General features: G+C 52.1%; 26 protein-coding genes and 1 pseudogene. 17 read left to right on the top strand and 10 right to left on the bottom strand.

Annotated features, from left to right (window positions below; genetic code table 11):
• The first annotated feature begins 242 nt into the window (after nt 1-242).
• The 5 genes from HRQ63_RS02045 to ric all read left to right on the top strand — a co-directional run bounded on the left by HRQ63_RS02045 (nt 243) and on the right by ric (nt 5,425).
• Nucleotides 243-1,568: an ABC transporter substrate-binding protein gene (locus HRQ63_RS02045; protein ID WP_172238370.1), complete on the top strand. Its 1,326-nt coding sequence runs from the start codon at nt 243-245 to the stop codon at nt 1,566-1,568.
• A gap of 32 nt (nt 1,569-1,600) precedes the next feature.
• Complete coding sequence (locus HRQ63_RS02050) at nt 1,601-2,533, top strand: carbohydrate ABC transporter permease (protein WP_172238373.1); 933 nt, start codon at nt 1,601-1,603, stop codon at nt 2,531-2,533.
• Complete coding sequence (locus tag HRQ63_RS02055) at nt 2,533-3,369, top strand: carbohydrate ABC transporter permease (RefSeq protein ID WP_172238376.1); 837 nt, start codon at nt 2,533-2,535, stop codon at nt 3,367-3,369. The genes HRQ63_RS02050 and HRQ63_RS02055 overlap by 1 nt, the downstream gene beginning before the upstream one ends.
• A gap of 45 nt (nt 3,370-3,414) precedes the next feature.
• Entirely contained in the window at nt 3,415-4,557 is a 1,143-nt protein-coding gene (locus HRQ63_RS02060; protein WP_172238379.1) for a glycoside hydrolase family 88 protein, read from the top strand.
• Between the two features lie 163 nt (nt 4,558-4,720).
• The gene (ric, locus tag HRQ63_RS02065) at nt 4,721-5,425 is read left to right on the top strand and encodes an iron-sulfur cluster repair di-iron protein (protein WP_172238382.1); all 705 of its coding nucleotides are present in this window, start codon (nt 4,721-4,723) and stop codon (nt 5,423-5,425) included.
• A gap of 144 nt (nt 5,426-5,569) precedes the next feature.
• Here the strand turns inward: ric and HRQ63_RS02070 are convergent, their stop codons facing one another.
• From HRQ63_RS02070 to HRQ63_RS02080, 3 genes are all read right to left on the bottom strand, one after another.
• On the bottom strand, nt 5,570-6,691 hold the full coding sequence (locus tag HRQ63_RS02070) for a DUF4179 domain-containing protein (protein WP_172238385.1): 1,122 nt from the start codon (nt 6,689-6,691) through the stop codon (nt 5,570-5,572).
• Complete coding sequence (locus HRQ63_RS02075; protein ID WP_172238388.1) at nt 6,678-7,211, bottom strand: sigma-70 family RNA polymerase sigma factor; 534 nt, start codon at nt 7,209-7,211, stop codon at nt 6,678-6,680. Before HRQ63_RS02075 ends, HRQ63_RS02070 begins: the two co-directional genes overlap by 14 nt.
• Nucleotides 7,212-7,606: 395 nt before the next feature.
• On the bottom strand, nt 7,607-8,920 hold the full coding sequence (locus HRQ63_RS02080) for an aldehyde dehydrogenase (protein ID WP_172238391.1): 1,314 nt from the start codon (nt 8,918-8,920) through the stop codon (nt 7,607-7,609).
• Nucleotides 8,921-9,095: 175 nt separating this feature from the next.
• On the opposite strand from HRQ63_RS02080, the gene HRQ63_RS02085 reads away from it, so the two are divergent.
• The 3 genes from HRQ63_RS02085 (at nt 9,096) to HRQ63_RS02095 (ending at nt 11,588) form a co-directional block, all read left to right on the top strand.
• Nucleotides 9,096-9,704 (top strand): TetR/AcrR family transcriptional regulator, encoded by a 609-nt coding sequence (locus HRQ63_RS02085; RefSeq protein ID WP_172238394.1) that lies wholly within the window; start codon nt 9,096-9,098, stop codon nt 9,702-9,704.
• A gap of 120 nt (nt 9,705-9,824) precedes the next feature.
• Complete coding sequence (locus HRQ63_RS02090; RefSeq protein ID WP_172238397.1) at nt 9,825-10,880, top strand: hypothetical protein; 1,056 nt, start codon at nt 9,825-9,827, stop codon at nt 10,878-10,880.
• Between the two features lie 60 nt (nt 10,881-10,940).
• A complete protein-coding gene (locus HRQ63_RS02095) occupies nt 10,941-11,588 on the top strand; it encodes a hypothetical protein (RefSeq protein ID WP_172238400.1) in 648 nt (215 codons plus the stop codon).
• A 172-nt stretch (nt 11,589-11,760) separates the two neighbouring features.
• Here the strand turns inward: HRQ63_RS02095 and hcp are convergent, their stop codons facing one another.
• Entirely contained in the window at nt 11,761-13,452 is a 1,692-nt protein-coding gene (hcp, locus tag HRQ63_RS02100) for a hydroxylamine reductase (protein WP_172238403.1), read from the bottom strand.
• Nucleotides 13,453-13,891: 439 nt separating this feature from the next.
• Here hcp and HRQ63_RS02105 point away from each other — a divergent pair, with 439 nt between their 5' ends.
• From HRQ63_RS02105 to HRQ63_RS02115, 3 genes are all read left to right on the top strand, one after another.
• On the top strand, nt 13,892-14,698 hold the full coding sequence (locus HRQ63_RS02105; RefSeq protein ID WP_172238406.1) for a hypothetical protein: 807 nt from the start codon (nt 13,892-13,894) through the stop codon (nt 14,696-14,698).
• Nucleotides 14,699-14,803: 105 nt separating this feature from the next.
• The gene (locus tag HRQ63_RS02110; protein WP_172238409.1) at nt 14,804-15,052 is read left to right on the top strand and encodes a ferredoxin; all 249 of its coding nucleotides are present in this window, start codon (nt 14,804-14,806) and stop codon (nt 15,050-15,052) included.
• Nucleotides 15,045-15,491: a DUF488 domain-containing protein gene (locus HRQ63_RS02115; protein ID WP_229714039.1), complete on the top strand. Its 447-nt coding sequence runs from the start codon at nt 15,045-15,047 to the stop codon at nt 15,489-15,491. Before HRQ63_RS02110 ends, HRQ63_RS02115 begins: the two co-directional genes overlap by 8 nt.
• An 84-nt stretch (nt 15,492-15,575) precedes the next feature.
• Here HRQ63_RS02115 and HRQ63_RS02120 read toward each other — a convergent pair whose 3' ends face one another.
• The 3 genes from HRQ63_RS02120 to HRQ63_RS02130 all read right to left on the bottom strand — a co-directional run bounded on the left by HRQ63_RS02120 (nt 15,576) and on the right by HRQ63_RS02130 (nt 19,041).
• Nucleotides 15,576-16,847, bottom strand: a complete 1,272-nt coding sequence (locus HRQ63_RS02120) for an MFS transporter (RefSeq protein WP_172238412.1) — start codon at nt 16,845-16,847, stop codon at nt 15,576-15,578.
• A 150-nt stretch (nt 16,848-16,997) separates the two neighbouring features.
• Complete coding sequence (locus HRQ63_RS02125) at nt 16,998-17,483, bottom strand: MarR family winged helix-turn-helix transcriptional regulator (RefSeq protein WP_172238415.1); 486 nt, start codon at nt 17,481-17,483, stop codon at nt 16,998-17,000.
• A 175-nt stretch (nt 17,484-17,658) separates the two neighbouring features.
• On the bottom strand, nt 17,659-19,041 hold the full coding sequence (locus HRQ63_RS02130) for an MFS transporter (protein ID WP_172238418.1): 1,383 nt from the start codon (nt 19,039-19,041) through the stop codon (nt 17,659-17,661).
• A gap of 115 nt (nt 19,042-19,156) precedes the next feature.
• On the opposite strand from HRQ63_RS02130, the gene HRQ63_RS02135 reads away from it, so the two are divergent.
• Both HRQ63_RS02135 and HRQ63_RS02140 read left to right on the top strand, forming a co-directional pair.
• Complete coding sequence (locus tag HRQ63_RS02135) at nt 19,157-19,486, top strand: ArsR/SmtB family transcription factor (RefSeq protein WP_172238421.1); 330 nt, start codon at nt 19,157-19,159, stop codon at nt 19,484-19,486.
• A 64-nt stretch (nt 19,487-19,550) separates the two neighbouring features.
• Nucleotides 19,551-20,486, top strand: a complete 936-nt coding sequence (locus tag HRQ63_RS02140) for an alpha/beta hydrolase (RefSeq protein WP_172238424.1) — start codon at nt 19,551-19,553, stop codon at nt 20,484-20,486.
• A 172-nt stretch (nt 20,487-20,658) separates the two neighbouring features.
• Here the strand turns inward: HRQ63_RS02140 and HRQ63_RS02145 are convergent, their stop codons facing one another.
• Nucleotides 20,659-21,000, bottom strand: a complete 342-nt coding sequence (locus HRQ63_RS02145) for a cupin domain-containing protein (RefSeq protein WP_172238427.1) — start codon at nt 20,998-21,000, stop codon at nt 20,659-20,661.
• Between the two features lie 185 nt (nt 21,001-21,185).
• On the opposite strand from HRQ63_RS02145, the gene HRQ63_RS02150 reads away from it, so the two are divergent.
• The gene (locus tag HRQ63_RS02150) at nt 21,186-21,767 is read left to right on the top strand and encodes a hypothetical protein (protein WP_172238430.1); all 582 of its coding nucleotides are present in this window, start codon (nt 21,186-21,188) and stop codon (nt 21,765-21,767) included.
• A 182-nt stretch (nt 21,768-21,949) separates the two neighbouring features.
• On the opposite strand, the gene HRQ63_RS02155 is transcribed toward HRQ63_RS02150, so the two are convergent.
• Nucleotides 21,950-22,789 carry a YitT family protein gene (locus tag HRQ63_RS02155; protein WP_172238433.1) on the bottom strand — a complete coding sequence of 280 codons (840 nt, stop codon included), beginning with the start codon at nt 22,787-22,789 and terminating at the stop codon, nt 21,950-21,952.
• Nucleotides 22,790-23,007: 218 nt separating this feature from the next.
• Between HRQ63_RS02155 and HRQ63_RS02160 the strand changes: the two genes are divergently transcribed.
• On the top strand, nt 23,008-23,337 hold the full coding sequence (locus HRQ63_RS02160) for a hypothetical protein (RefSeq protein ID WP_172238439.1): 330 nt from the start codon (nt 23,008-23,010) through the stop codon (nt 23,335-23,337).
• A gap of 108 nt (nt 23,338-23,445) precedes the next feature.
• Here HRQ63_RS02160 and HRQ63_RS02165 read toward each other — a convergent pair whose 3' ends face one another.
• On the bottom strand, nt 23,446-24,816 hold the full coding sequence (locus tag HRQ63_RS02165) for an MFS transporter (RefSeq protein ID WP_172238444.1): 1,371 nt from the start codon (nt 24,814-24,816) through the stop codon (nt 23,446-23,448).
• A 114-nt stretch (nt 24,817-24,930) separates the two neighbouring features.
• On the opposite strand from HRQ63_RS02165, the pseudogene HRQ63_RS02170 reads away from it, so the two are divergent.
• Nucleotides 24,931-25,812: pseudogene (locus tag HRQ63_RS02170) on the top strand (LysR family transcriptional regulator).
• Nucleotides 25,813-25,971: 159 nt separating this feature from the next.
• A complete protein-coding gene (locus HRQ63_RS02175) occupies nt 25,972-26,352 on the top strand; it encodes a hypothetical protein (RefSeq protein ID WP_172238447.1) in 381 nt (126 codons plus the stop codon).
• Nucleotides 26,353-26,453: the final 101 nt, after the last annotated feature.

Genomic DNA, 26,453 nt, shown 5'->3' on the forward strand with positions numbered 1-26,453 from the left:
TTCCAGTTTTCCGAGTGAGACAGCGTTTTGAACGAATTTCTCTCGGAGCCTTCTCGCTTTCCGCGACGAAGTAACTTTCTCAATAGCCTAAGAGCGGCTAGCATAGCCGTTCTTTTTTCTCATGCTTAAGTTTTCCTCATACCGTGCTTAAAAAACGTCATTCATCCCCGGAAATATCAATGCTATTCTAAATTCAGAAAGCGCTTACCTAATTTAAGGGATATTGAAAGGGGATCATGCACATGGTTAAACCCAAAGCAAAAGGATGGTTCGCCGTCACTCTCGCCGCTTCGATGCTGCTCGGCGCGTGCGGCTCAGGCTCGGGCGACGCGCAGACGAAAAGCGGTGCGGCATCAAGCGGCGAAAGCGGAGAAAAGGTTAGCTTCACGCTCGGCTACGCGTCCGGCGATCCGGCCGCCCGCAAAGCGATCAGCGATACCGTGCAGCGATTCATGGACGAACACCCGAACATCGAGATCAAAGACATCAGCGACAACTCGGCAAGCTCGTACCTGGACTGGTTGAAAACGAAAGACGCCGTAGGCGAGTTTCCCGATCTGGTCGAGATGCGGGATACCGAAGTGTTCGCGGATGCGGGCAAGATCGTCGAGCTTCCGTCGGACCTGCTGGAACTGTTCGATTCCCCGCCGGAAGTCGAAGGCAAAGTATGGAACGCTCCGCTCGCGCTCAACGTGCCGCAGGGCATCATCTATAGCAAAAAAGCATACGCGGACGCCGGCATCGCCGAGCTTCCGAAAACGTACGACGAATTTCTCGCCGTTCAGGAAAAACTGAAAGCGAGCGGTCTCAGTCCTCTGGTCGTAGGCGGCAAAGACATTTTCCATATGGGATTTTGGGTGAACAAATTCCTGATCGACGACGTATACGCGCAGGACCCGGACTGGAACTCCAAAAAGACGGCGCAGGAAGTTTCTTTTGCGGACGACAATGTGGTACAAGCGATGACCGACTTCAAATTCCTGTTCCGAAATTACGTCGATAAAGGTTGGCTCAGCACGCCGGACAATCAGACCGCTTCGATTCTCGTGTCCGGCAAAGCGGCTCAACTCTTCTCCGGCACTTGGATGTTCTCGCAGATCGAAGAAGCGGACCCGAGCTTCGAATACGGATTTTATGCGGTGCCGGATCGCGAAGGCCATGTCAACGTGATCGGGCTGCCTTCCCCGGCGGGGTGGACATTGTCGGCCGAAGCGGCGAAAGACCCGGCCAAAACGGAAGCGATCAAGTCGTTCATCCGTTACTTTTTCGAACCCGAGCAATATTCGTTGTATCTGGCCAGCTTGAACGGCATCCCGTCGACGAAGGAAAAGGTGGAATACGAAGCCAGTCCGGCCATGCAGTCCGCGCTCGATCTGATGAACGATTCGGACGTGACCAAGTCGCTCGCCATCAATAACTGGTGGGGCGAGAACCTGATTCCGCCGCAGTTCCGCAATTGGTTTTATAAAAAGCTGCAAGAGATGGTGGCTTCCGACGGGGACGTGACTGACTATATGAAACAGATCGATACCGAATACGACGCTCAAGTCAAAGCCAATTCGATGTAACAGATCCGGATAGATAAAAGGAGGGGGACCGTATGGGCACTCCGGCTTCGACGGCGGGGCTTCGCGTTAAAAGCAAGACCCGCCGCAAAAGATCCAATGCGAATTCGTTCGCTTTACTTTTCATCCTGCCTTCTTTGATCCTGTATACGCTGTTCGTCATCGTGCCGACGCTCGGCAGCGTGTACTTGAGTTTTACGTCCTGGGACGGTATTAGCGAAGATGTCCGGTTTATCGGATTGGCCAACTTCGCGGAGATTTTTCAAAGCCCCCGGGTGCACAACGCGTTAAAAAATACGCTGGTGCTCACGATAAGCCTGGTGCTGCTGGAGAACATCGCGGCGATCGCCATGGCGCTGATGGTCGATCGGGTGCGTTGGTTCAAAAACCTGTTCCGCAGCCTGTTCTACTTCCCGACGCTGCTCAGCGGAGTCGTGATGGGCTTCGTGTGGGCGATGATCCTGAATTACAATTTCGGCGTGTTCAATCAAATCCTGAACGCGGTCGGACTCGGAAGTTGGGCGATCGACTGGCTGGGGAATCCGGATTACGCGATGATATCGATCATTTTGTCCACGGTCTGGAAAGGCGCGGGCTACTACATGATCATTTATCTGGCGGGATTGCAGGGTATTCCGACGGAGTTGTCCGAAGCGGCCAGTATCGACGGAGCGAGCGGTTGGCAGCAGTTCCGATTCATCACGTTCCCGCTGCTCGCCGGTTCGCTGACGGTCTGCATGGTACTGTCGACGATCAGCGCGCTGAAGATTTTCGATCAGATCGCGGTCATGACGGACGGAGGACCGGGCTTCGCCACCGAGACGCTGACCTATATCATCTATAAGGTCGGTTTCGGAGAGCTGCGGCAGGGCTTCGGAACGGCGCTTGCGCTTGTATTGTTCGTGCTGATCCTGATCGTCACGATCATTCAGGTTCAAATTTTGCGGAAAAGGGAGGTCCAGTACTAATGAAGGAATCCACGCGCAAAAGGTTCGGGCAAACCGCGCTTTTTCTGATTACCTTACTGGTCGCCCTGCTGTTCTTTTTCCCGATCCTGTTCAACTTGATGTCCGCGTTCAAAAGCAACGGCGAGATCATGCGGGACGCAATCGCTTTTCCGACGTCGCTGTATTTGGAAAACTTCCGTTACCTGCTCACCGAGACCGAGTTTCCGCGAGCGATTCTCAACAGCCTGATTTTGACCTCGGTCTCGATCCTGCTGCAAATTTTGATCATTCCGATGGCCGGCTATGCGATCGAACGCAGGCAAGCCCGCTGGACGAATTTCATTTTCCTGTATTTCCTGGCCGGGATGATGATTCCTTTTCAGGCATACATGATTCCGTTGTTCAAAGAACTGAAGATGTTCGGTCTCTACGGAAGCTTGGCGGGGCCGATCCTGATCTATATCGCGGGAGCGGTCGGATTCGGCTGCCTGCTGTATACCAGTTTCGTCAAAGGCATTCCGAAAGAAGTCGAAGAAGCGGCGGAGATCGACGGCTGCGGACGCTACGGCATCTTTTGGAAAATCGTGTTCCCGCTGCTCGGTCCGGTCACGGCCAGCATGGTCGTCTTGAACGGTCTCGGCATCTGGAACGACTTTCTGCTGCCGATGCTGGCGCTGCCTTCGGGCGAACCCAAAACGATGGTCGTGGAAATCTACCGCTACATCGGGGAGTTTTCGTCAAGGTGGGACATGATCTTCGCGGGTACCGCGTTATCGGTCGTTCCGGTGCTGGTCGTGTTCGTTTTCATGCAAAAGTATTTCGTCAAAGGCATCTCGTCGGGGGCGACAAAAGGTTAGGCGGAAAAGAAAAATTCGAGGATTTGCCGCAAAGGAGCGTATGACATGCAGGAGCGATTAAACGAAAACGACCGCCGCTGGCTGGACGAAACAGCCGGCAAAATCGAGATCAAAATGAAAGCGCAAGCCGAGCGGATCGGTTCCCGGATTCCGTATATTCCGCAGAACGGTCGATACGTCGAAGACAAAGCCGAAACGGATATATACTGGTGGACGAACGGGTTCTGGCCGGGCATGTTGTGGCAGATGTATCAAGCGACCGGCGAAGAGGCGTATCGGCAGGCGGCGGAAAAAGTCGAGGAAAAGCTGGACCGCGCGCTCGAAGGATACGAAGGATTGCATCACGACGTCGGCTTTATGTGGCTGCATTCCGCGGTAGCGAATTATAGATTGACCGGAAACCCGCGCTCGCGTACAAGAGGGCTGCATGCCGCCAATCTGCTGGCAGGCCGATATAATCCGCGCGGACGGTTCATTCGGGCGTGGAACGACGATTGCGCCGGCTGGATCATCGTCGATTGCCTGATGAATCTGCCGCTGCTATATTGGGCCGGACGCGAAACGAACGATCCTCGGTTTGCCGAGATCGCGAAAGATCACGCGGATACGTCGCTGCGCCATCTGCTGCGTCCGGACGGTTCTTCCAACCATATCGCCGTGCTGGACCCGACGAACGGCGGCCTGCTTGAGACGCCGGGCGGGCAGGGCTTCGAATCCGGCTCATCGTGGTCGCGAGGGCAGGCATGGGCATTATACGGGATGGCGCTCGGCTATGCGCATACAGGCGAAGAGCGGTATTTGCAGGCATCCAAGCGTACCGCGCATTATTTCCTGGCCAGCGTCGCAGCGACCGATTTCGTTCCGCTGATCGACTTTCGGGCGCCCGCCGAGCCGATCGGATTCGATACGACAGCAGGGGTTTGCGCCGCGTGCGGACTGCTGGAATTAGCCGAGATCGTAAATGAGCATGAAAAAGAGCTATACCTGCGCGGCGCGATCCGTATCCTTCAAGCGATGGATAGGCGCTACTGCGATTGGGACCCGGAACGCGATTCGATCGTTTCGCACGGAAGCGGCTCTTATCACGGGCGCAACGATTACGAAGTGCCGATTATTTACGGGGATTATTTTTTGATCGAGGCCGTTCTGCGGTTGCAGGGCCGAGGTTTGCGAATATGGGGATTGTGAACAATTATCCAAATTTAAATACATGAATTACAGTCAATGTGAAAAAAAGTGCTTGAAATCACAAGTCACCTATTCAACCCTCCCTATACTGAAAAAGAACAAGGCGCCGTGCTTAATCGCCTTACCGATCTTATCTTTTCAAGCCTATAGGGAGGCCAATCATATGACAACTGCAACCGTAAATGAAAACACTTGGGTATCCGATATCGTTAGTGAAATGCCGCGTACCGGCGATCTGTTCCGCGAACTGCGCATCGACTTCTGCTGCGGAGGGAAAATGCCGCTTCAGCAAGCTGCGCAGGAGCGCGGACTGGATACGGCGGAAGTGCTGAGCCGCATCGAACAGATCGCTCAGGAAGAAGCACTGCGTCAGGAAATGAAGCCGTCTTCGCTCGAACCTGATGCGCTGATTGCTCATATTCAACAAAGATATCACGCCACATTGCGCGAAGAGCTGCCCGCGTTGACGCCTTATGTGACCAAGCTTGCCCGCGTGCACGGCGGACATCGTCCGTACCTGCTCCGCGTTCAAGAAATCTTTTCGTTGTTGAAAAAAGAACTGCTTGAGCATACCGAAGACGAAGATCAAAACGTGTTCCCGCTGCTGGCAAGCTATTTCGCTTCGCCTTCCGCGGAAGGCGCGGAAGCGCTCAAACCCCATCTGTCTGAACTGGAAAGCGAGCATGAAGCCGCAGGCGATCTGCTCAAAGAACTGCGCGAAATCACAAGCGATTTCGTACCTCCGATGGACGCATGCGGCACGCACCGTCTGGTCCTGAACCGTCTTGCAGCATTGGAAAAGGATACGTTCGAGCATATCCATTTGGAAAACAACGTGCTGTTCGATCAGGCTCGAAAAGCGATTTAATTAATAACGAAGCAGGTCGGTCAAGAAGGGAAGACTTTCTTACCTAGAGTACCTTTACTGGCCGCATGAATAGACGCCTAACAGAAAGACTCCGCGAACGCTCGCGGAGTCTTTTTTCGTATGGCGATTGCAAGGGCACGCCGCTTATTTGTTTTTTGCCAGATCGATCTTCACTTCCAGACCTTCCAGGTAAATCTTCGCATCGCTATTCGAGTCGCTATCCCGCAAATAAGGCTTCACGACGATATGCTCGGCTTCGCTCAAATCTGCCCCGTAATTGGAAATGCTCGTCATTGTGCCGCCGTCCTGCATGCCCTGTCCGCCTACAACATCCAGTACATTCCCTTGATCGTCCACGATTTCGTATGCGCTTGGCAGCAGCGCTTCTTCTTGCTTAACCGCAGAGGCTGTTTGGTCTTTCCATTCAAGCGTCGTGCCCAATTGCACAGTGGAAGCCGTAATATCCAAGGTATCGATGCTCAACGTATAGTGCTCGTCCTGAACCGTCGGTCCCGGATTCAGATGCAGTTCCCGTCCGTTCGCAATCCGTTCAAAAGGAACGTTAACGCTTAGCGGCTTCGCATGATTTCGCATCGTTATCGTGATTGTGCCGTCGAAGCGTTCGCCCAGTCCTTGAGCTTCTTCGGGATTGAGAGGCGAATTCATCAGCAGCGTATACGTACCGTTCCCCCGTTCGATCGGTTCTTCATAGAAGAAACCGTTGAATTCCGGTTTGCCTTCTATATTCAGGCTGACATTTTGCATCTCTTCTTCCAGTTTGCTCGCAGTCGGAATGTCCGGAACGGTCAGGTCGACGGCAAAAGCAACACGCGTGCCGTCGAAGATCGTTTCGTTCACCTTCATGCTCGTATTTCCCGATACGGCGGTCGCTTCAACGATCGTTCCCTGACTGCGTTCGCCAGCGGTACGCAGACCCGCATCGCCTTCGATCTTGCTGAACAGGCTGCCGATCAACGGGATCTCCCGAATCGTATCGGCCATCGCCGGAGAGACAAAGCCTGAAGCGAACAATCCGGCGGAGATCGCGACGGCGGATGCGGCAACGATAGCTGTACGGCGCAGGGGAGAGGTTCTTCGTTTGTTTGTGGATACGGTTAGATCTGTTTGGGCAGATTCGGGATGATCCGGCAGCGAGGCATAAGCCGCATCCAAACGGGTACGTACAATTGGAGACATAGGTTTACGCTCTCCGGCTGCTTTTTTCAAATGGAAATCGAGCTGCTGCTCGGCATTAGATTGATTCATAGTTCATACTCCCTTTCGAATGGATTTGAAATTTCTTCATCAACACGGCCCGCGCCCTCATTAACCTCGTCTTAACCGCACTCTCGGTCAGTTCCAGCGTCTGTGCGACCTGCGAAATACTCATGTCTTCAAAATAATGCAGGATGACCACGATCCGCTGCTTCTGCTCCAGTCGATCCACGGCATCCCGCATATCGACTCCGTCGTAATCATTGCCCCGAGAGGCCGTCACCGGGAACTCTGCAACGGTTACTGTCCGGCTTCGACCGCGCAGCAGCGTATTGCATTCATTAATCAGGATGCGAAACATCCAAGTTCGGAAAAACTGGGGTTCCCTCAGCGAAGCGATCGAGCGATAAGCCTTGAAGATCGCCTCCTGCATCGCATCCGCGACATCCTCTTCTTTTCTCAGCATCGACCAGGCCATATGGTATAACGCATCTTCGTTTTGCCGCATCAGTTCCACGAAAGCCTCCCGATCCCCGTCCCTGGCCCGCAGCACCAATTCTTCATTTGCCAAAGCGCATCTTCCTTTCTTTGTTTTGGATGAACATTAGATGGATGGATCTACCGTTCGGTTACATCGAATATTCCCATAGACGCAAAAAAGTTCGGCATCCCGGCAAACCACGCAAAAAAGCGGCCGTTTCGCTAAAGGCGAACAGCCGCTTTTTAAAAGGCAAGGTCAGCAAGGTAATCAGAAGGTTTTACGTACTTTTACTTCTAAATAGAAGGTCGAGCAAATTCAACGTAGCTGGAAGCGAGAAGACGGAGAGAGAAATTCAGGTCAAGACGCCTTTGAACTTAGAAAGCCTCTTCCTTGATTTTCTCCCGGCAGCTTTCTGAGTGAGACAGCGTCTGGACCGAATTTCTCTCGGAGTCTTCTCGCTTCCCCCGCCAAAGTAAATTTCTCGATCAGACGCTCCGCACCAATATCGACTTATGATGCGAGAACGTCTCGAAGCTTTGCTTGCCGTGATACGAGCCCATGCCGCTTTCGCCGACGCCGCCGAAAGGCAGCTCGTGCGAGCTCATATGCAGCAGCGTTTCGTTCACGCAGCCGCCGCCGAAAGAGACGGTGCCCAGCACGAGATCCTGCACGGCTTGGTCGTTCGTGAACAGGTACAGCGCCAACGGCTTCGGACGGTCGACGATTTTTTCCAATACCTCATCCAGATCGCTGTACGTCATCACCGGCAAGATCGGCCCGAAGATTTCTTCCTGCATCACGGGCGAATCCCAGTCGATGCCTTGCAGCAGCGTAGGTTCGATCATCAGCTGCTCGCGATCGGAACGGCCGCCGAGCAGCACTTCGCCATCGTTCAGGAAACGGCTGAGTCGGTCGAAGTTTTTGCCGTTAACGATATGAGGGAAGTCGGTATTTTGCATGACGTCTTCGCCGTGTTTGCTTGCAATCTCCAACCCGATCTCTTCCAGCAGCGCTTCGCGCACGTCTTCATGCACCAGCAGATAGTCCGGCGCGACGCAGGTCTGGCCCGCATTGAGGAACTTGCCGCGAACAAGGCTTTGCGCAGCTTTTTTCAAGTTGGCGTCTTTATGCACGATCGCCGGGCTTTTTCCGCCAAGCTCCAATGTCGTAGGAGTCAGATTTTCGGCGGCGGCGCGCATGACCACTTTGCCGACCGGAGTGCTGCCTGTAAAGAAGATATAATCGAATTTCTCGCGCAGCAGCTCCGTGCTGGTCTGCACTTCGCCTTCCATCACCGCGACGAATTCATCCGGGAAGCAGTCGCGAACCAGATCGGCGCTGACTTTCGAGACGTTCGGCGTCAGCTCGGACGGCTTCAGCACGACCGTGTTACCGGCGGAGATCGCGCCGACTACTGGGGAAAAGGCAAGCTGGAACGGATAATTCCAAGGCGCGATGACCAATGTTACGCCGTACGGTTCCGGGTGAATCGTGCTTGTGCCGTCCGGAATTTGGTCGGAAGTCGGTACGACGCGCGGCGCCATCCACTGCTCCAGACGTTCAAGCGTATAATCCAGTTCGCCGAGCACCAGCCGGATTTCGGTATGGTAGGCTTCGGCTTCGGATTTGTTCAGGTCGGCGCGAAGGGCGTCGAGGATACGCTGCTGATGCTTTTCGATTCCGAGGCGCAGGCGTTTGAGAGCATCGACCCGGTAGGCGAGGCTTTTCGTTTCACCGGTGCGGAAAAAGCGGCGCTGCCGCAGTACCAGTTCGTTCGCGCTTAAAGAGGTGGTTGTCATGATGATCGTCTCCTGTTCATTTATGTTGGCAAACATTTAATTGATATCAACTCATAGCTCACAGTATAGACGGTATGCAATTGTGCTACAATAGCCATCAGTTCCACTATTGCGGCTTATGCCTCATTTGAGCATAAATTGGGGTCTAAATAATCGTGAAAAGAAAGGACAGAATATGCCGACTTCATCTAACCTGCCTAAAAAGCTCGATCCGAGAGTAACGCGAACAAGAAAAATGCTGCGGGATGCGCTTGTCGCGCTGCTTGAAGAGAAATCGTATGACCGGATCACGATCGCGGACATCACGGACCGCGCCACGGTGAACCGCAAAACCTTTTACCTTCATTACGAAACCAAAGACCATCTGCTGCAAAGCGTGACCGACGGCATACTGGACGAACTGTTCGGGGAAGCGAAGGCGGCGCAGCCGATTGATCTGTCGATCGACGAGATGCAGAGCTATATCGCCGGACGGATTTTTTCTTACGTAAAAAAACATCGGACGTTCTTCGAAGTGATGTTCGAACGCAAAGCCATGACGGACTTCGTGCAGTACATGAAGCGGTATTTCGCACGTTTTTACGAAGAGAAATTCGCGGATATCGACGAAAGTCGGCTCCCGGTGCAAAAAGACGTCATTGCCAGCTATATCGGTTCCGCTTATGTCGGGGTAATTCATGGATGGCTGAACGACGGGATGAGGCAGTCGCCGGAAGAGATGACGCGGCAGATGATATTACTCAACCTTCAAGGACCAATTCAAACGGTGAAAAATTCACAATAGAAGATCCAAAATAAAAAGCGGAAAAATGTCTCCCGTAACGAAAATTAAGTCAGAGGCGTTTTGTGTTTATAGGGTTTGCTGCAAATTTTACCTATCATTTACCTGTCTAAGGAGGACTTTATGCGGCTAAAAGAACTGAAAGACATGATGCTGATTCCCGACCGTGAAATCCTGATCAACCGCTTAGTCAAAATTCAAAATACCGACGTGCTGCTGATTTCGATCACTTCGGAAAACAACACTCATAAATTGTGGACGCTGCGCAAATTGCCGGAGCGTTCGGAACAACAAGAATATGCAGAGGAATCGATTTACGAACCTGCAAAGATTCTTTCGAATCGCGAGAGAATGCGGCAGGAGCTGCAAGAAGAAACGGCCCGCGGCGGCCAAGAAGATTTTATCTCTCAACTGACTATTCAAGGCCAGACCCTGACTTTCAATTCGTCGGAGTGGGGGTATTTCCGAGAAGAAGATCACGGAACGTATATGAAACTTCAGCATTTTATCGAAAAAGGACTGGAACTTGAAAGTTTCGCAGACGTTGAATTGAACCGTTTGTGTTTGATCTGTTACGAACAAAACGATTCCGAACCTTTTCCCGATGTAGATTTGGATAAAGAGCTGGAGATTACGTTGAAGTTCGACAGTACCTTTCGCCGAGTCCCTGTACATACCGAACCGATCGTGCTGGAGTTCGGAGATGCGCCGGAAGGAATCAAGTATTCCTTCTACGATTCTTTTCACGATAAAAATCGCTTCTTCTATATCGACGCATTGACACGCTACGATCTTTGGGAAAAAACCGAGAAAGAATTGAAAAAGCCTACATCGGAAGAATTTACGGAAGAGGAATGGCAGCAGTTCAAAGCTCAACAGTTCAGGGCGTTGGGAACGGTTTGTTCCAGGGATCAGGATCTTGCTCTTGTCGAATACGAGTCCGAAGATAATATTCAATTGAATTTTTACGCCGAACATTTTTTGGATGAAAAGCCTATACCTTCGTTCGACGCTATGGGAATGTCCATTATCTTCTCGTCCGGCTGTGAACTCGGTCGCAATGGTCTGAAGAGTCGAGCCTGCTCAACCGGCCCGGTAGACAAAAATTTTGAAGGAAGTATCGTGATTGAACTATTGTCTTATTACGTGGAGATACCGGAAAAGATCATCAAACTTTAAAAAAATAAAATTAATGTGATGAAAAATTAACAATAGTAAAAAAGGAGAAATTTAAAAGCAGTGGAAAAAACGAGAACGATCGGCATACTGGGCGTCGTACACAATAACGAATTGCGCATACAATCCGGCTTAACGTTAGAGTTGATGCGGGAATTAATTTTGGAGTTCGATCCGGAGGTTATTTGCGGGGAAGTGCTACCGTCGAGTTGGGAACATTACAAGCAAAAGCCGGATGATCGAGGATATTGGGGAGAACCGCCGAGCGAATACTATGACCTGATTTTCGATCTTTGCGCGGAACAGAACATCATATTCGAACCGATCGACTGGGTGGAGCTGGACGTATGGAACGATTTTGATCCTTTTCGCAATTACGAAGGGCAGAAGCGCGAAGAATTGGAACAGCAATCGGAAGCATTCTGGCAAAAACAGCTTCAAGGCTCGCAGGAAGGGAGTATCCCGTTCAACACGCCAGCCTTCGACGAAGCGACGCGCAGCAAATACGAGTGGTTGCAGAGTGTCGACCCGGAAGCGCATGAGTTTCGTTGGACGACTCGGCATCTGATCATGACGCAGCGTATCAAAAATGCGATGAAAAGACACCCGAACAAAAAAATACTGTGCATTGCGGGAGCGGATCACAATCATGTTCTTCATGAACAGTTGGGCAGGGACGCCGATATTCGAATAATCTATCCATTACGATAATTCTAAAAATTATTTAATGTAATGAAAAATTCACAATAATAAAACCAAAATCAAAACCGGAAAAAATTAAAGCCTCAATCCCTTAAAACAAACGATCCTGCAATCACCAAAAAAGCACAGACCTCCGACCCGTCAATACGGGCGAAACTGTGCTTTTTCTGTTCACTGCAAATTATGCTTCGAGGAACATTTTCATATCGTCTTCCACATTCGTAATCCCGGCAATCCCGAAGTTATCGACCAACACTTGAACCACGTTAGGCGACAGGAAAGCAGGCAAAGTCGGACCGAGATGAATATTTTTTACGCCGAGGTGCAGCAGAGCAAGAAGCACGATCACGGCCTTTTGCTCATACCATGCGATGTTGTAAGAGATCGGAAGATCGTTGATATCATCCAGGCCGAGCGCTTCCTGAAGCTTCATCGCAATGACGACGAGCGAGTAAGAGTCGTTGCATTGTCCGGCATCGAGTACGCGCGGCAGGCCGCCGATCTCGCCGAGATCCAACTTGTTGTATTTATACTTCGCACAACCGGCTGTCATGATCACGGTGTCCTGCGGAAGTTCTTTCGCAAAGTCGGTATAGTAGTTGCGCGATTTCATCCGTCCGTCGCAGCCGGCCATAACGAAGAATTGACGGATAGCGCCGGTCTTCACCGCTTCGACAACCTGATCGGCAACGCTCAGTACCGCATGATGCGCGAAACCGCCCACGATCTCGCCGCTTTCGATTTCTGTTGGAGCCGGGCAGGAACGGGCTTGTTCGATCAGCGCGGAAAAGTCTTTGCGGGCGCCGTTCTCGCCGTCCGGAATATGCTGCACGCCCGGGAAGCCCGTGTTGCCTGTCGTATACAGTCTTCCGATATAGCTGTCTTTCGGCGGAACGATACAGTTGGTGGTCATCAAAATCGGTCCGTTGAAGGACTCGAATTCTTTGTTCTGTTTCCACCAAGCGTTGCCGTAGTTCCCATAGAAGTGATCGTATTTTTTAAAAGCAGGATAGTAGTGGGCAGGCAGCATCTCGCTGTGCGTATAGATATCGATACCTTGACCTTCAGTCTGAATCAGCAGTTCTTCCAGATCTTTCAGGTCGTGCCCGCTGATCAGAATGCCCGGGCGAGTGCCGGCTCCGATATTGACTTTCGTGACTTCCGGATTTCCGTAAGCGCCCGTGTTGGCTTTATCGAGTAAGTCCATCGCATCCACGCCGTATTTGCCTGCTTCGAGGTTCAGCGCAACCAGATCTCCGGCTTCCAATGTATCGTCGAGCGTCGCAGCAAGCGCACGACGGGTAAACGCGTCCAATTCCGGATCGATTTCGCTCAGCTGTCCGGCATGATAACTATAAGCGGCCATGCCTTTGAGTCCGTAGGTCAGCAGCTCGCGCAGCGAACGAATGTCTTCATTTTCCGTGCGAAGTACGCCGACCGTCCAAGCCTTGCCGTCGAATTCGCTTTCTTCCGTTTCCCAAGTTGCGGCATCCGGCAGGTTATTAGAAGTCCCGGGGAATTGAGCCTCGCGCAGTGCACGAAGTTCTTTGCGCAGCGCCAACGCCGCATGGTTTTTCGCAATAAAGTAATCCCGGTCAAAGTTGGCGTTCGTGATCGTGGCAAAAAGCGAGTCCATAATGAACAAGGAGACTCGGCGTTCCAAAGTCGCAGGCATATCCAGATCCAGGCTGAGGAAAGAAATGCCCTTCAGCGTGTAGATCAACAAGTCCATCAGATTGGCGACGTCATGGGGTTTGCCGCAAACGCCTGCAATGGTGCAGCCGGTTCCTTTCGAAGCTTCTTGACATTGGAAACAGAACATGGAAGGCTGAGTCGATTCAGTCGTTCGTTTGGATCGGGAATTCGTAGTCATGGTCAATTTCCTCCGTTATCAAGTGGTCATATTTATTGCTTCGCGTAATCGTAAGCCTATGTGTTCATTGTAAAAGGTTCAAATTAGAGGCTTGTGATTACGCGCACAACAAACCGGGCGACTTTGCGAACGGGGAAACAAAAGTCTCGGGGGAGAGAAGTTCCTATTCGTTATGGGGAAGCTGGGGGCTGCGGGAGAAATTCGTTCAAGTCGCTGTCTCGCCTGAAAGTCGTAGAGTTAACCTATGGTTAACTCTACAATTTTCAGGCTCAAAGGCGTCTTTCACTGAATTTCTCCCTTCGCCCTTGCTTCGCATAAGAGTAGGATCTCCTTTCGGCTTTATAAAAGGGAGAAGGAAGAGAAAGAAAGCAAGAAAAATAAAAGAAGAAAAGTTTCTGCATGTTACGATCTATGCGGCGATGAACAAAGGAGGTAATGAATGATGGAAAGCTTTTATGTTCGACTTTTAGAGATGGAAGATGAGATCGAAGAGTTATTGGGCATGTGGCGAAAGCTGCACGAGAACTACTCGCCGGAGGCTCGGCAGTTTTTTAACGGTCAATCGGATCAATTCTCCCGTGAAATGTTGATTCTGGTCAAGGCTTGCGAACGGATCGGCTTGACCGGGAACGGGGAAAAGTATTCCATGACCGAAAATGGCGAGCAGCAGATCAAGCTTTATCCGCTGGTTATTCAGGAATCTGCCGAAGAGATCATGAGGCGATATGCGTTCTTTTATGTGTTTTGGAGTCGGGAAGAGCTTGTGGATCGAATCGCTCGGTATACCGATTTTTCGCAGAACATGGAGCAGGGTTTGTTTCTTTTGAAAACTCTGCATCGGTCTGCTGCTTTAAACTTGGATTCAAGCGAACCGTTGAACCCTTTGCTGAAAGAAGCATCTTCTGAACAAGAACGTCCTTTCACAACGGAACCGACCTTGATTGTGGCTATGGATTATTCGGATAGCGAATATGAATTCTTTGAATTTCGAGAAGATGCAGCCCGGCAGATTGAGCATTTGCATACGCGATTTTATGAATGGATGTACGATCAAGACGGCATTCAGCCTTTTCGTATTGACCATAAGCACATCTATCAGGGACAAACGACGTCGGAAGGGTGGTACTATATCCAAGGACACCCCGATTTTGTCGATTGGGTCAACACCCAGGTTTATCGCGAACCCGTAGGCAGAAAGCTTGTCGGACCTCCGCTGCAGCAGCCGATCTCCAAGTTATCTTTTTAATTGCGTCAATCTCGGCAACTTCCGCAAAGTTCGTGCGCGGAATCACAAGCTGACCCGTCGAACCCTTCTATACTGGAAAAGACTTCAGACGAGGAGGAGACGGAAGTGGCTCATCATTACACAAAAGTAGATAAAGACACCTGCATTGCGTGCGGCGCCTGCGGGGCGACCGCACCGGATATTTTCGATTACGACGACGAGGGATTGGCCGAGAACATCATGGCCGGCGACGGCAATCGAGGGATCGTGCGTATTCCCGAAGAACTTCAAAGCGACCTCGAGGACGCGGTTGACGGTTGTCCGACGGATTCGATCCGGATATCGGAGGTTCCGTTCGGAGACGACAATGACTGATGTCATGAATCAAGTCGACTCGGCGGACAAAGGCTTGCAAATCAAACGGGTATACGACGCTCCGTCCGAAGCAGACGGTTTTCGCGTGCTTGTGGATCGGCTGTGGCCGCGCGGACTGTCCCGGGAGCGGGTAAAATTCGACGAATGGATTCGCGAACTCTCCCCGACTCCGTCGCTGCGCCGCTGGTTCAGCCATGCGCCGGAACGCTTCGATTATTTTCGCGAACGTTATTTGGCGCAATTGGACGACGGCGAAGGCAACGCGGAACGAGCTGCCTCCATCATTCGTCAAGCAGAACAAAGGCGAGTAACCTTGCTTTACGGTGCCAAAGATCCTGTTCATAATCATGCGGTCGTGCTGGAAGAATGGTTAAGACGGCAGGCAGAAGGTTTGTCGGGCGAACAGGCAACGATTCTGAAAACAGGCAGCAGGTCTTGAAACCGGTAAAAAACCCCATGATGCGGAATGCGCATAACGGGGTTCTTTGTTGTTTGAAGAAAAAGCGTCTCGGTACGGCGGCTATCAGCTTATCTTTGCTTGCTTCACCGATACGCCGTTCTTTTTCAATCCGAGCGCATGCTGATACAGAACCAAGACGGCTGCGGCGATCAGGATGACGCCCATCCATGCCGGAGCGGAGTGGCCGAGCAGTACGTACAATTGACCGCCGAGCAGCGGACCTGCGACGCGTGCCAAGGATTGAATAGATTGACTTCCGCCTTGAATGCGACCTTGCTCGCTGTCGTCCGCGGATTTCGACAACATGCCGTTGAAGGAAGGGCCGAAGACGGAATCGCCGAAGCCGAACACGAACAGACCCGCGATCAGCAAAGGGTAGAAGGAGAACAAGGCAGAAGCCGCGATCAGGACATAGCCGAAGATTTCAGCAATCATGCCGAGCATGGCGATCCGCGAATCCGAGAGTTTTTTCAACAGGAGAGGCATTAGGAAAGCTTGAGACAAAATATCCTGAATGCCGATGATCGAAAACAGGAGTCCGATCGCCGCAGGCTGCCAGCCGAATACGTCGATCGTGAACTGCGGGAAAATCGCTTGGAACGAGCCGTTGGGAAGCCAAAGCAGGAAAGCGGAGATCAACAATCGTTGCAGCGATTTGACGGCAAGGATGCTTCGCAGCTGGATAAAAGGGTTCAAGCGCGCGGCGGTGATCTTGTTCAGGCGTTGGGCAGGCTTTAGACTTTCCGGCATGACAAACATTCCGAACAAGAAGGTAAGCAGCGTTACCCCAGCACCGGCGAACATCGGCACGGCATATCCGTACCGGGCAAGAACCCCGCCGATCGCGGGTCCGAGAATCGTTCCCGCTCCGGCGACCGCGCCGACCCAACCGAAGTAACGGGTGCGCTGTTCGCGAGGCGTAATATCGGCGAAGTAGGCGAAGATCATGCCGATGCTGCCGCCGGTGACGCCTTCGATGATCCGTCCGGCGAACAGTACCCATAGTGCGCCGCCCAGACCGAATACGGCATAACCGATCGCGGAACCCAGCAGGCAGAGCAGAAGCAGCGGGCGGCGTCCGAAACGATCGCTGAGCGCGCCGATTGCCGGAGCGGCAAGGAAGACGCATAACGCATAAATCGAGGTCAAAAGGGTAACGATCGTCGCTTGATCGGCCGCATGGCGAACATAAGGCGCAACGAGAAAAGGAACGACGGGAGCAATGATGCTAAAGCCGATTCCGCAAAGGAACACAGCCATCAAGCCGAAGATCAGAGCCTTTTTATTGACGTTCGGAAATGAAGAGGATGACGCGGAAGAATTGGATGTCGGCATGGATAGGAGAGCTCCTTCGTGATGAATAATTTAGTTTCCTAAGAAACAATATGAATATACGATTATTTTGTTTCCTTGTCAACAAAAATATGCGAAAATAAAAGCAGCTCCTCTACGCGGGTAGAGAAGCTGCCGGATCTTGATCGTATTTTACTCGGGAGTCGGTCCGTCTTCGGGCCGAATACCTTGCTTATGGATCTCCGTATCAAGATGTCGGGTGTAGGCATCCAAAAAACGGGACATGGACTCGAACTGTTCGTCCGTAATCTTTTCGAAAACGGCATCGTCCCGCTCGCGGAATGACCGATGCAAATTCTCGTGGATCTCGAAAACTTCCCGGCCTTGCGCGGTCAGCTTGAAATAAATTTCCTTTTTGTTATCCGGACTTTGATAGCTTTCGATTAAACCTTTGTCGAGCAGTTTCTTGGTGATCTTGCTGATCGCGCCCCGGGTCATGTAAAAAGCTTCGGCCAGCCGGGTCACGTTAGGATCACTGTGCTTGCCGATGTATTCGATCGCATGGACTTCGGAAGGTTTGTGGCCTTTGAGCGCTTCTTCCATTTCGCTTCGGTTCAGCCAGACCAGTTTATTGAATACCGCTCTGAACTCTTCCAATATTCGTTCTTGTTGATTCACATGCCGCCCCCTGACTGTTCAATGTTCGGTTTGAACGGTTATCCGTTTTAGTATATTCGGTTTTTGTTTCCTTTACAACAAACTCATATCGACCGACCGGGCAGACGGTAACAAACAAAAAATCCAACATCTCTATAAAAACGAGGTGTTGGATTTTGCTTGATACAGTGTCTACTTAGCCGACCTGGACGCGAGCATGCCGGCGATACCAGATCGCGCTTGCGATCGCGATTCCCGCCGAGATCGACAAGCCCCAGTAAATATTCGAATAAGCGGTCGACAGCGGCAGCGTATGCTGCCATTCCAGCGCGGTCGTCGCCATCGCGACGCTGAACGCGCCGCTAAAGAATTGCAGTAGTTGGAACAAGCCCATGCCCGAACCGATCGACGATTCCGGCAGGACGCGGGACATCTCGTTGGACAAACTGCTGGACAATGCGGTAAACGAGATACTGAGAATCATGTACGTCAGCATCGCGCCTACCCATGAATGGCCGATCAGCAGCGCGAACAGCAGCGTCGACAGCAGCAAGAGCGGCGGGCCGAAACGCAAGATGCCGTGGTTGCCGTGACGATCGATCACTTTCCCGATCTTGCGAGAAGCGATGATCGCGAGCAGCGATCCCGGGAAGATGACCAATCCGGCATGCCCGACCGTGAAGTCGAAGTTCTTCGTCAGCACCTGCGGAAGCAGGAACAACGTCGAGAAATTACAGATATAAGCGGTCATGCCGGCCAGCGCGAGCAGCAGGTAACGGCGGTTCGCGAACAGCGAAGGCAGCACGAACGGGTCGGGAGTCAGGCGAATCCGCAGGACGAACAATACGAGAGCGCCGACTCCGAGAGCCAGCAAGGCCCAGATCTGATTGGTCAGGAACAACAACAAGCTCGTGATCCCGACGGCGAGCAGCACGCCTCCGATCGCGTCGAACGAACCGCGCTTAGGCAGTTCCTTCGGCAGCAGCCAAGCGAACAGCGGAAGAAGCAGCAGCACGATTGCCGTAATCGCGAACAGCCAATGCCAGCTCAGGTTCTCGACGATCAGACCGCCGACGACAGGACCCAGACCGAGCCCAAGCGCAACGGCAGACATGATCGTCGCCATCGCGGAGCCGCGGCGTTCAAGCGGTATGTACCTAGTGAACAAGACCATGGCAAGCGAGACGGTACCGCCGGCACCGGCGGCCTGAACGATTCGGCACAGCAGCAGCACGACGAAACTTTGACTGAAAAAGCCGATGACGCCCGCGCCGCCCAGCGCAATCAATCCCATGATCAGCAATCGGCGCAGCGGAATGAAGTCCGACAAACGGCTGAACGTGATCGAGGAAATCGCGAACATGATCGAATAACCCGTTACGATCCAGGAAGCGGAAGTGGCGGAGATCCGGAAATCGGACGTGATGCCCGGCAGCGCCATGTTGAACATGGCCGTGTTCATCACGACAAGGACGACGGCCACGCTGAAGACGAGAATCGTCAAGCCTTCGCGGGCCAGAACGCCCGGCGCGGAAGGCTGCGGCGCTTCGGCCGCATGAGGGGTAGCAGTAGTTTTCATGATGAAAGGCTCCTTTTCAATAGTTCGGTAGTTAACGAACTATTGAAGTATAGCAGGAGGATGGGGTAAAATACAATTGAAACTTTAGGTTACCGCGAAAGGAAGAGACGCGACCATGAAACTTCTTCATCATCCGGACCGCGACGCTATCATGCTGCCTACGGTGCTGCATGCGTTGAGCGATCCGATTCGTTTGCAGATCGTTTCCCAAATTCATAAAGACGGCGAGCAGGCTTGCAAAAAGTTCGAAGTCTCGATTGCCAAGTCTACCTTTTCCCAACATGTACGCACGCTGCGCGAGGCGGGCATCACCCATACCCGGGCAGTCGGAACACACCGCCTGCTGTCGCTCCGAACCGAAGATTTGAACGCGCGGTTTCCGGGGCTGCTGGACGCGGTATTAAGCAGTTACGAGTCGAACGATCCAAACATCCAACCCACATAATGCTTCGTGCGTCAATTCTTATTCACCCGGTTAAAACCGTTACGTGAAGAAGGAGAGATGACACATGACGATGAAAATTCCGATTTGGGGCAAGACGATTCCTTATAATACCGGCCTCGGCAAGTTCGACGAATTGGATATCAAGCACCGGCATTCTTCCAAAGCTTTATCGGGACTGAAAGCGATTGCGGCTTTGAAAAGACCGTACTCCGGCAGCCGCCGCCATTGGATTCATCAAGCGACGTACGCGATCGAAATCCGCGACGGCGAAGCTTCGGATACTTATGACGATATGCCCTGCCTGATTCCGTATCTGGTACCGGGAAGCGATCGGGCGATCATCATCGTTCCCGGCGGCGGTTATGTCACGCGAACAACCAAGCATGAAGGAGAAGGCATTGCCGAAGCCCTTAACGAAGCCGGCATCTCCGCTTTCATACTGGAGTACCGCCTGAATCCGTACAAGGCGCCCGTTCCTTTTCTCGACATGCAGCGAGCCGTCCGCTACGTGCGCTCCCAAGCTCCAGGATTCGGCATCCATCCCTCCAAAATCGGCGCGCTCGGTTTTTCGGCAGGCGGACATATGGTTGCGGCTTTGGCTGCGCTTTTGCGGGGATCGTCCGTCGATTACGCGGGATATGAGAAAGACGATATTGACGGCAGCGACGATCGTTTGGCGTTGCTCGGCTTGGTTTATCCCTTGATTTCGTGTACCGATCTGCCGTCGGTGGCCGTCTCGCTTTTTCATCGGAAAGACGCCGAAAACGAAAAGAAACGCGAAGAACTGCTGCGGCATTACTCCTTGGCTCAATACGTCCGGCCGGGAGATCCGCCTCATTTTCTTTGCTACGGCGATCACGATATGCTGCTCGGTTCCGACGGCATATCGGCCTACAAAGAATCGCTGGATAAGCACAATGTACCGAATACGCTGTTGACGCTCCAAGGAGCGAACCACGGCTTCGGAGACTGCCGGGCGCTCGGCGTATCGGACGCGTGACGAGCTTGGAGAGATACGCGTATTGGAAAAAAGAATTCACGGATTGGGCTAACGATATTTTCGCGAAAGTTACGATGTAACTGCGGACAAAAACATTCATCCCGAAAAGCCTAAACGCCGGGAAAAGGCGTTTAGGCTTTTTTTATTGCGCGAATCGCGTGTTCCAAAAAACTTACGCGTCCTTCGCGTACTCTTCGCTCGGCGTGTTGATCAACACGACCGACAAGCTTGAACGGGTATCGTCCGCGCTGCGGTAGGCGAAGGCTTCATGCCCTTCCACCTGCACCAAATCGCCTGTAGTTACTGCCGTTTCCGAACCGTCCGCGATCATGAATCCGCTGCCTTCCAGCACCGTCAGATACACCGTCGCTCCCGTATGGTTATGCGTCGGAAGCTGATGACCCGGGCCGAAATTCAAAAGAAATGCGACATGGCCTTCTTTTTTGAACACGATTTTTTTCGTAAACTTCTCCTCGCGGTATTCCTGAAAATCGCTCAATGTTTGTTTCTCCATCTATGACTCACTCCTTGACCGGATTAGGTTCTCGATGAGGGAATTCCCTCGGTTCTTCTTCATTATAAAAGACGGGAAGAAGAGGTTCGTGATTTCAGTCACAAAGATTTGGGCTGATTAAAAAAACATCCTGCAACTTTCTGAACGGTTTTTGCGTCAGGATGGAAAAAGAAGGGGGTTCTATCATGCTTAAGCCTAAAGTCTTTTTATCCTTACTCGCCCTAAGTCTGACCGCGATCGCCGCAAACGGATCGACAACCGAAAATATCGCGTTTGCCGCTCCCGACGAAAGCCTTTCAGCCGCCGCTCCGGCCGGCTATGACGAAATCTTGGACTTCCAATCCCGCGTCATTCCCATGCTTGAAGACTTTTTCCGAAACAAAAAATACGCCGCCCTGATCCCCGCAACCACCGACTACTACTTCAATAACGATCATCCCCAAGGCCCGAAAATCGCGTTCGTCACCAAAAAAGGCAACGAACCCAAAATCCGAGATCTCCGCAAAGCGCTGGAACGCAAATTCGGAACCGACGTCGTGTTCGAATCGTCCGATTACACCGTTCCCGAACTGGCCGCTTACGCCAAAAAGGTCGAAAAATATCTCCCTGCCATTTATGACGGTCCTTGGAGCGTCAGCTATTCGATCAACAGTTCCAGAATTTTCGTCGATGCCAATCTCACGAGCCGTCAAATCTATCTGCTTCTCCAGAAATTCGATGCCAAACGCCTGGACATCCAACTCGATTTCCATCCCGCCCTTACCTGAATAAAAAAGGCTGCCGATCGGCAGCCTTTACGCTTAAAGCTCTAATTGATAATCCACAGCGAGCCGAGCCCAGCGGAGGGAGAAATTCAGTGAAGGACGCCTTTGAACGCGTAAAGCCGAAGGCTTTGTGCGCGAGACAGCGTCCTGAACGAATTTCTCCCGCAGCGTCTCGACGAGCTCCTTCACGACCGCTGCAAATCCACGAACCCTTTTCCGAATACGTCTTGCAGATTGTGAATCGTCAAAAACGCATCCCGATCCGTCGCCCTTACGATATTTTTCAACATCGCCAGTTCTTTTTTGCTTACCACGACATACAAAATATCCACTGAACTCTGCGTATAGTACCCCTGACCGTTCACTACGGTAACCCCGCGATCCATCAGCGCGTTAACCTGCCTGGCGATCTCGTCCTTGTGCTTGGAAATGATCGTTACGGACTTCTGCGGGTTCAGCCCGGTCGTCACCAGATCGATGATCTTGGTCGCGACCACCAGCATGATAATCGTGAACATCAGCTTTTCCGCACCGATGATGAAGTACGAACACGCCGCTACCAGCACGTCGCAGACCAACAGCGCGTAGCTGATATTCCATCCCCAGAACTTGTTCATCAGCCGGGCGATAATGACCGTGCCTGCCGTCGTGCCGTCTCTGCGGATAATCAGTCCGATGCCGAATCCGATCATGGCTCCGCCGAAGATCGCGTTGACCATCAGGTCGTTCGATGCCACCTGCCACCCTTCCGTCATATGCAGGAAAAGAGAGTGCAGCGCGACGGCAACCAAAGTATAGACGACCGTCTTTTTAGGTAACAGCCGATAGCCGATCGCGAGCAGCGCCATATTGATGATCAGGCTGCTCCAACCGGGCGACCATTGGAATAAATAAAACAAAATGATCGTAATGCCGACCACGCCGCCTTCGCCAAGCTCGTGAGGAATAACAAATACGTTAATCCCCAACGCGAAAGCGAAAGCGCCGATCGCGATGATCAGTAAATCCAGTCCCGTCTTTTTCACCCCGATATCCTTCTTTCCGTCGTCTTTTCGCGCGCTGCTTCATATGCCTTCATTTAAGCACGGGACTTCGAAATTTCTCAAGAACTTGGACTACCAAGATACCATGCTAACTTGTTAGTCGATTAAAGAAAGAAGGCGACGGAAACTTTTAAAAAAACCTACTTGACAGATATGTGTTATACTAAATAAAAAAGGTACGACAAAGGAGACGCGCTTCCATGCAGTTTATCGGTCAAAAAGTAGAACATGCGAGTTACGGACAAGGCCAGATCGTTCATCAAGAGGACCAACGCATTGAAGTCAAATTCGCCAGCGAGGCGGAAACGCGCAAATTTATGTACCCTGACGCTTTCGAGAAATTTTTGAGCATGAACGATCCGAAATCCAAAACGCAGGTCGAACAAGACGTGCAGCGCATGCATGAAGGACGCCGCGAAGAACGGGAAGAGACCGAGCGCAAATGGGTAGAATCCAAAGAAGCCGAAGCCGCCGCCAAAAAAGCGAAAAAAGCTCCCGTTCGCAAAAAAGCGGTCGCGAAACAAGCGTAAGAACTTCCCGAGTCATGAATAGGCCGGTCGGAAAAAAGCAGCTCCCCTCGCTTTCAAGCGAAGGGAGTTTTTAGGTTGCGCAAAGCACTCGGCGTATCGCCCTGTTTGTCATGAATGCTCGACCGGGCCGCGTTTTTGCAAGCTCAAAATAGTCAGCAGCAGCGCGATCGAGAAAAGGCATATGCCCAATGTCCGAAATCCCGCGTTATTGAACGACCCGCTCATTACGATCCCCGTCAACAGCGACGACAAAACGGTTCCCAAATAACGAAACGTGTTGAACAAACCGGAAGCGACGCCGATGACTTCTTTCGGAGCGGCGGCGAACAGTGCAGCCTGCATGGCGACGCCGTTCAACCCGTTTCCGATGCCGAAAGCGGCCAGAATCAGAAAAAGGATAAACAAACCGGAATCCGGTTGCAAAATCGCCAGTCCTGCCGCGCCGAAAACCATAAGGATCGCCGAAGCGCGCAGCGCGGGAGCGGCGCCTTGACGTCCGACCCAAATTCCGGCCGCAGGCGAGATCGCAAGCGAACAAACACCGAGACTCAACATCAGCATTCCCGCGTGAAACTCGTCGATGCCGCGCACCTGTTGCAGATAAGACGGAAGTCCGAAAAATACCGCGTAAAAAAGCAAATTGGCCAGCATGAACTCCATATTGACGCGCGTAATCGCCGGATAACGGACAAACAGTCGCAAAGGAATAAACGGCGTGCCGACCCGAAGTTCGTACGCGGCGCAGACGACCAACAGCAGAAGTCCGATCCCTGCAAGCACAATCCCCGTCACGTTGATTTGCCCGCCGTGTTCAATCGAGAGCAGCCCGATGAATAACATGACCAACCCTGCCGTAAAAAGAACGATTCCCGGTACATCAATGCGTCTCAGCCATTCTCGCAAAGAGGACGTCGAATCTGTCGAGCGTTCTTCGGGAATGTTTTTCCACGACAAAAAGAATCCAAGCAGCGCAAAAGGAACATTGACGAAAAAAATAGCTTCCCATCCCCAATTCGAAGTGAGCAATCCTCCAAAAAAAGGTCCGATCGCCGCAGCCCCTGACAGAAAGACCGATAAAGTCGCCAATGCGGCAGATCGTTTTTCCGTAATATGAATCCGTACGATCGCCATGCCGACCGCAACCATCATGCTGGTGCCGACCGACTGGATGATGCGCAGCACGATCAGCCAACCGAAGCTCGAACAAAGCGGCGCGAGCAGCGAAGCGGCAAAAGCGACAACGAGTCCGGCCAGAAAAATGCGTTTTCGTCCGAATAAGTCACTGGCTTTGCCCATTACGGGCTGCGCGACGGCACTAGAGACATAGAATGAAAAAACGATCCAGGATACCGTCGTATAATCCAACCCGAAAGCATTTTGGATATCGGGAATCGCGACGGCTACCATCGAAGAGTTAAGCGGGTTCAGCATAATGCCCAAACCGATCGAAACCATCAGCCAGCGGCTGCGTGCATGCATATTCATTCCTCCTTATCCGAAGCTTAGCGAATTCTCGTCATTTCCTCCAACGCATTTTATGCTATGATTCCATAGACTCAAAGGAATGAATCGGCAAATAAGGGAGGCGTTCGGATGGAACTGCTGCAACTGCACTATTTTATCGAAGTGGCCCGGACGGAGCATATGACGGAGGCCGCGCATAAGCTGCATGTGACGCAATCTTCGCTCAGCAAAACGATTCGCCGGCTGGAAGAGGACGTAGGCATGCCGCTATTCGATCGGAATAATCGCCGGCTGAAGCTGAACGAATTCGGTTTGTTGTTTTTGCGGCGGGCGGAGAAAGCTTTATTCGAGCTGGAGCAGGGGAAAAGGGAAGTCCGAGACTTGGCCGACCGCGAGCCGGATACGTTAAAGCTGGTCGTCACCGCCGCAAGTACGCTGCCGTCCCTATTAGGCGAATTCCGCAAGCGGATGCCCGAGATCCAGTTTCACGTCGAACGGCTGACGGCTCGGGAAACGGAAGAACGATTGCGGCGAGGCGAAGCGGACTTCGGATTATCGTCGCCGCTCGCTTGCGGAGGCGGGATCGGCTGCGAGGTCGTCCATATCGATCCGATCGTCGCCGCGATTCCTTCCGAGCATCCTTTGGCAAGGAATCCGATTCTGTCCTTGGCCGAATTTCGGGAAGAGTGGCTGATCGGGGTGAAAAAAGGTTACGGAACGCGTAATCTGATCGATAATGCGGCGCTCCGGTATGGATTCTCGCCGCATTATGTCTACGAGGGCGATGAACCGTCAAGGCTGATTTCGCTCGTGGAAGCCGGCATCGGGATCGCGTTTATTCCGGCTACGGCGAAGGAAGAGCGAAGCGGGGTCCGATATATCGCTTTGAAAGAAAAAGAATTGAGCCGCCAGATCGCGCTGTCATAGAATACGGATCGCTATATTTCGCGTGCGGCGAAGGTGTTTCGCGAAGTGGTTCGGTCTCACTTTTCCGAAAAGGCTTCTTTTTAAAAACAGTCGCGATGGCTGGCTTCCTTGTGTCGGAGCGAATAAACCTGTATAGTGAGCCTTGAAAGAACCTCTGGAAAAATGAGGAACAAAACTTCCTTTTTTGCGGCTAACATTTCCTTTGCGGAAAAGTGGGACGGGAAGAGGAAGGGGCATATCATCATGGAAAAAGCAGCAGATCGGAAAACCGAGTTTCACGAACTTTCCGTCGCGATCAAAGCCTTTATCTTGGAAGAAAGCAGTCTGGTCCATATCGAAGGTTCGAACGAAGTCGTGGACGGCGGCGCTTACAAATGGAAGGCGTTATCGGAGGAAAGCAAACAAACGCAGCAGCGCTTATTCTCCCGATACGTCCGGCTTATCGATTCGATCGTTCGCGAAAATTTCGACGAAGAGTCTTTGGACCGCTTCGCGTGCAGCCGCGACCGCGTACTGAGCCTGCTGAAGCAGGATTCCGTCGTTTTGCAAGATACGAACGAGAAGGTGTACGAAGACATCACGGAAGAATTGAAGCTTCAAGCGTGGCTAAGCAAAGCGCTTTAATCAAAAAGACATCCTGCTCCGGATCAAGCCGGGACAGGCTTTTTTTGCGTTAAGAAAAGCCGCTTTTTCCTCATACTTGACCACGTGGTCAATAACTGATA

Origin of the sequence: Saccharibacillus endophyticus (assembly GCF_013185185.1) — a bacterium.
Classification (GTDB): domain Bacteria; phylum Bacillota; class Bacilli; order Paenibacillales; family Paenibacillaceae; genus Saccharibacillus; species Saccharibacillus endophyticus.

What these genes read in the sequence shown, in the direction of transcription:
- HRQ63_RS02045 (WP_172238370.1), top strand. Translation starts at nt 243, where the DNA reads ATGGTTAAACCCAAAGCAAAAGGATGGTTCGCCGTCACTCTCGCCGCT.
- HRQ63_RS02050 (WP_172238373.1), top strand. Translation starts at nt 1,601, where the DNA reads ATGGGCACTCCGGCTTCGACGGCGGGGCTTCGCGTTAAAAGCAAGACC.
- HRQ63_RS02055 (WP_172238376.1), top strand. Translation starts at nt 2,533, where the DNA reads ATGAAGGAATCCACGCGCAAAAGGTTCGGGCAAACCGCGCTTTTTCTG.
- HRQ63_RS02060 (WP_172238379.1), top strand. Translation starts at nt 3,415, where the DNA reads ATGCAGGAGCGATTAAACGAAAACGACCGCCGCTGGCTGGACGAAACA.
- ric (WP_172238382.1), top strand. Translation starts at nt 4,721, where the DNA reads ATGACAACTGCAACCGTAAATGAAAACACTTGGGTATCCGATATCGTT.
- HRQ63_RS02070 (WP_172238385.1), bottom strand. Translation starts at nt 6,691, where the DNA reads ATGAATCAATCTAATGCCGAGCAGCAGCTCGATTTCCATTTGAAAAAA.
- HRQ63_RS02080 (WP_172238391.1), bottom strand. Translation starts at nt 8,920, where the DNA reads ATGACAACCACCTCTTTAAGCGCGAACGAACTGGTACTGCGGCAGCGC.
- HRQ63_RS02085 (WP_172238394.1), top strand. Translation starts at nt 9,096, where the DNA reads ATGCCGACTTCATCTAACCTGCCTAAAAAGCTCGATCCGAGAGTAACG.
- HRQ63_RS02090 (WP_172238397.1), top strand. Translation starts at nt 9,825, where the DNA reads ATGCGGCTAAAAGAACTGAAAGACATGATGCTGATTCCCGACCGTGAA.
- hcp (WP_172238403.1), bottom strand. Translation starts at nt 13,452, where the DNA reads ATGACTACGAATTCCCGATCCAAACGAACGACTGAATCGACTCAGCCT.
- HRQ63_RS02105 (WP_172238406.1), top strand. Translation starts at nt 13,892, where the DNA reads ATGATGGAAAGCTTTTATGTTCGACTTTTAGAGATGGAAGATGAGATC.
- HRQ63_RS02115 (WP_229714039.1), top strand. Translation starts at nt 15,045, where the DNA reads ATGACTGATGTCATGAATCAAGTCGACTCGGCGGACAAAGGCTTGCAA.
- HRQ63_RS02120 (WP_172238412.1), bottom strand. Translation starts at nt 16,847, where the DNA reads ATGCCGACATCCAATTCTTCCGCGTCATCCTCTTCATTTCCGAACGTC.
- HRQ63_RS02130 (WP_172238418.1), bottom strand. Translation starts at nt 19,041, where the DNA reads ATGAAAACTACTGCTACCCCTCATGCGGCCGAAGCGCCGCAGCCTTCC.
- HRQ63_RS02135 (WP_172238421.1), top strand. Translation starts at nt 19,157, where the DNA reads ATGAAACTTCTTCATCATCCGGACCGCGACGCTATCATGCTGCCTACG.
- HRQ63_RS02140 (WP_172238424.1), top strand. Translation starts at nt 19,551, where the DNA reads ATGACGATGAAAATTCCGATTTGGGGCAAGACGATTCCTTATAATACC.
- HRQ63_RS02145 (WP_172238427.1), bottom strand. Translation starts at nt 21,000, where the DNA reads ATGGAGAAACAAACATTGAGCGATTTTCAGGAATACCGCGAGGAGAAG.
- HRQ63_RS02150 (WP_172238430.1), top strand. Translation starts at nt 21,186, where the DNA reads ATGCTTAAGCCTAAAGTCTTTTTATCCTTACTCGCCCTAAGTCTGACC.
- HRQ63_RS02160 (WP_172238439.1), top strand. Translation starts at nt 23,008, where the DNA reads ATGCAGTTTATCGGTCAAAAAGTAGAACATGCGAGTTACGGACAAGGC.
- HRQ63_RS02165 (WP_172238444.1), bottom strand. Translation starts at nt 24,816, where the DNA reads ATGCATGCACGCAGCCGCTGGCTGATGGTTTCGATCGGTTTGGGCATT.
- HRQ63_RS02175 (WP_172238447.1), top strand. Translation starts at nt 25,972, where the DNA reads ATGGAAAAAGCAGCAGATCGGAAAACCGAGTTTCACGAACTTTCCGTC.